Source organism: Frankia sp. CeD, from assembly GCF_000732115.1.
In the GTDB taxonomy this organism is placed as follows: Bacteria; Actinomycetota; Actinomycetes; order Frankiales; family Frankiaceae; genus Frankia; species Frankia casuarinae.
Genome location: NZ_JPGU01000099.1, coordinates 1 through 2,668 on the forward strand (window position 1 = coordinate 1; position 2,668 = coordinate 2,668).

The 2,668-nt window shown below is 69.5% G+C and carries 6 protein-coding genes; 2 read left to right on the forward strand and 4 right to left on the reverse strand.

Translation table 11 applies throughout. The features are described from left to right. Nucleotides 1-100: 100 nt before the first annotated feature. Nucleotides 101-286 carry a hypothetical protein gene (locus tag CED_RS26440; RefSeq protein ID WP_083503449.1) on the reverse strand — a complete coding sequence of 62 codons (186 nt, stop codon included), beginning with the start codon at nucleotides 284-286 and terminating at the stop codon, nucleotides 101-103. A gap of 68 nt (nucleotides 287-354) precedes the next feature. Further along, on the reverse strand, nucleotides 355-585 hold the full coding sequence (locus CED_RS21020) for a biotin/lipoyl-binding carrier protein (protein ID WP_011438140.1): 231 nt from the start codon (nucleotides 583-585) through the stop codon (nucleotides 355-357). A 157-nt stretch (nucleotides 586-742) separates the two neighbouring features. On the opposite strand from CED_RS21020, the gene CED_RS21025 reads away from it, so the two are divergent. Both CED_RS21025 and CED_RS26445 read left to right on the forward strand, forming a co-directional pair. Beyond that, complete coding sequence (locus CED_RS21025; protein ID WP_232234866.1) at nucleotides 743-1,450, forward strand: DUF5317 domain-containing protein; 708 nt, start codon at nucleotides 743-745, stop codon at nucleotides 1,448-1,450. Further along, the gene (locus CED_RS26445) at nucleotides 1,450-1,524 is read left to right on the forward strand and encodes a 50S ribosomal protein bL37 (protein WP_369807823.1); all 75 of its coding nucleotides are present in this window, start codon (nucleotides 1,450-1,452) and stop codon (nucleotides 1,522-1,524) included. The genes CED_RS21025 and CED_RS26445 overlap by 1 nt, the downstream gene beginning before the upstream one ends. A gap of 85 nt (nucleotides 1,525-1,609) precedes the next feature. Here the strand turns inward: CED_RS26445 and rsrA are convergent, their stop codons facing one another. Both rsrA and CED_RS21035 read right to left on the reverse strand, forming a co-directional pair. Further along, the gene (gene rsrA / locus CED_RS21030; protein ID WP_011438142.1) at nucleotides 1,610-1,894 is read right to left on the reverse strand and encodes a mycothiol system anti-sigma-R factor; all 285 of its coding nucleotides are present in this window, start codon (nucleotides 1,892-1,894) and stop codon (nucleotides 1,610-1,612) included. Then, complete coding sequence (locus tag CED_RS21035) at nucleotides 1,891-2,634, reverse strand: sigma-70 family RNA polymerase sigma factor (protein WP_304413290.1); 744 nt, start codon at nucleotides 2,632-2,634, stop codon at nucleotides 1,891-1,893. The genes rsrA and CED_RS21035 overlap by 4 nt, the downstream gene beginning before the upstream one ends. Nucleotides 2,635-2,668: the final 34 nt, after the last annotated feature.

Genomic DNA, 2,668 nt, shown 5'->3' on the forward strand with positions numbered 1-2,668 from the left:
CGGACCGGCTACTGACCCTCCTCAACCGCAACGACGGCAACGACGGCTACGACGACGACGTCACCCTCCTCCTCGCCCACGCCCGGCGGGGTCGGCGAGCTCAGACCGAGAGCAGCCCATGCTCCGCGCACCGGGCCGACCAACCCACCGGGGTGACCTGGACGACCATCCGCCGCCGGCAGGCTCGACAGTAGCGGGGTGGCTCCAGATCGCGGGCCCGCCGGCAGGCCTCGTGGCTGCCCACACTGGCCAACTGACCGCAACGGTCACAAAACGCGGCGTCCATAATGGGCAGCTTAGGACATCGCCCGAGGCATCGGATCTCTCAGCCGCTACCCCGCCGAACAAGGACGATCAGGCGGCGGGGAGCGGCTCGACCACGGCGATCAGGTCACCGTCCTGGACGACGTCGCCCTCCTGCACCGCGATCCGGGCGACCGTCCCGCCGTCCTCGCTGATCACGGGGATCTCCATCTTCATCGAGTCGAGGATCACCAGGGCGTCACCGGCGCTCACCGGGTCTCCCACACCGACGACGACCTTCCAGACGTTGGCCACCATCTCAGCGCGGACTTCCTCGGCCATCAGGCTCCCTTCAGCGGCGGTGAATCTGGCAAGAGCGTAGTGCGCCGAGGCTGTCCGACCAACGTCCCTGGGCCCCGGATGTATCCGGGCCGGCACGCTGGGGCGACGCGACCGCCCGGTGCTGGGACTGTCGCTCATAACACCGCACACTACGCATGTGCTCGTACTTCTGGTGCTGACCCTGCTATGCGGTCTGGGCGTCGGCCTCGCCCGCGGCGGAACTCTCGGCGCCCTCGCCCGCATCGATGTCTCCCGACCATGGCTGCTCGCCGCGGCGGTCCTGGTGCTCGCGATCGGCCGACTCGTGCCCGCCCTGCACAGCCCGGCGTGGATCGCGGCCGCCGTGGTCACAGCCCTGTTCGCCAGCGCGAACAACCGCCTGCCCGGACTCGGTCTCCTGGTCACCGGTCTCATCTCCAACGCCGCCGTCATCACCGCGAACGGCGGCCAGATGCCGGTGTCGCGGTGGGGGGCCGACCACGCCGGTGTACCGATTTCCGACATCTTGACCTCGGCATTTCACACGCCGGCCGGGGATGGTACGGTCCTGCGCCTGCTCAGTGACATCATCCCGCTGCCCCTGCCCTGGACGCCCGCGGTCGTCAGCGTCGGCGACGTGGCGATCGCCGCGGCGCTGGGACTGTTCGGAACGCTGGCCCCCGTGCGGGCGTGGCGCACGTTGCAGGCCCGCCGCCACGCCAGGGCGGTACAGTCTCCGGCCCAGGGGAACCTCGGCGATGGCTCACCGGATGGGTTCGGCGACGCCGACGAGGACGACGGCCTCGACGGACCCGCCGGTCACCTCCCGTCGGTGCGGACTGGCACGATGACTGCACGTCGAAGCAGAACGGAGGGAGATTCCTGATGGCGAAGAAGAAGCGCAAGCGGCGCGCACGGGCGAAGAACAAGGCCAACCACGGCAAGCGCCCGAACACCTGAGCCACCCGGCGGGCCGTGGCAGCCACGGCCCGCCCCCGGGCTGCCCGATACTCCGTCCGGCCCCAGCTACTCCGGCGGGCCCCAGCTACTCCGGCCGGTACTCGGCGGCGTCGATCTCCACCCGGGCGGCCCGCAGCCGGGCGAGCAGGCTCGCCCGCAGCGACTCGGGCGCCCGCTCCCCGCCGCACTTACGGGCGACGAGCATCTTCACCTCGTGCTCCACTCCGAACTCGCGCAGGCAGGGGGAGCATTCGTCAAGGTGGGCCCGAATCAGATTCTGCTGCCCGCCCTCACACTCACCGTCGAGATACAGAAAAACCGCGTCGAGCACTTTCCGGCAATCGATCTCGTGTGGACCGCCGCAGCTCACGACGCACCGCCCTCGCCGTCGGCGGAACCGGCCGCCACGAGCCCACGGTCCAAGGCGTACTTCTCCAGGGACTTCCGCAGACCCCGGCGACCGCGGTGCAACCGGGACATCACGGTCCCAATCGGCGTACCCATGATCTCCGCGATCTCCTTGTAGGCGAAGCCCTCGACGTCGGCGAGGTACACCGCCATGCGGAAGTCCTCGGGCAGGGCCTGCAGGGCGTCCTTGATGTCACTGTCCGGCAGGTGTTCCAACGCCTCGGTCTCCGCGCTCTTGAGCCCACTGGACGTATGCGACCCCGCCTCGGCGAGCTGCCAGTCCTCCACCTGCTCGGTGGGGCTCTGCAACGGCTGGCGCTGCCGCTTGCGGTACGTGTTGATGAACGTGTTCGTCAGAATCCGGTAGAGCCAGGCCTTGAGATTCGTGCCCGCCTGAAACTGGTGGAAGGCCGCGAACGCCTTGACGAAGGTCTCCTGCACGAGATCCTCCGCGTCGGCGGGATTACGGGTCATGCGCAGGGCTGCCGCATACAGCTGGTCGAGGTAGGGAAGGGCGTCCTGCTCGAAACGGGCGCCTCGCTCCTCGGTGGTCTCGTCGACCAGGATCACTTCCTCACCGTCATGCTCCCCGGCGGCCCACCCCGCGTCCACCACACCTGACCGGGCGACACGCGACCGTCCTTCCAGAGCGGACGATACCCCGGCCAAAGCCGGAGCGCGCATCGGCGCAACGCTCGGCAAAGGCCGGCCGGCGGCGGTCCGCGCCTGCGCGGAC

What these genes read in the sequence shown, in the direction of transcription:
- CED_RS26440 (WP_083503449.1), bottom strand. Translation starts at nt 286, where the DNA reads ATGGACGCCGCGTTTTGTGACCGTTGCGGTCAGTTGGCCAGTGTGGGC.
- CED_RS21020 (WP_011438140.1), bottom strand. Translation starts at nt 585, where the DNA reads ATGGCCGAGGAAGTCCGCGCTGAGATGGTGGCCAACGTCTGGAAGGTC.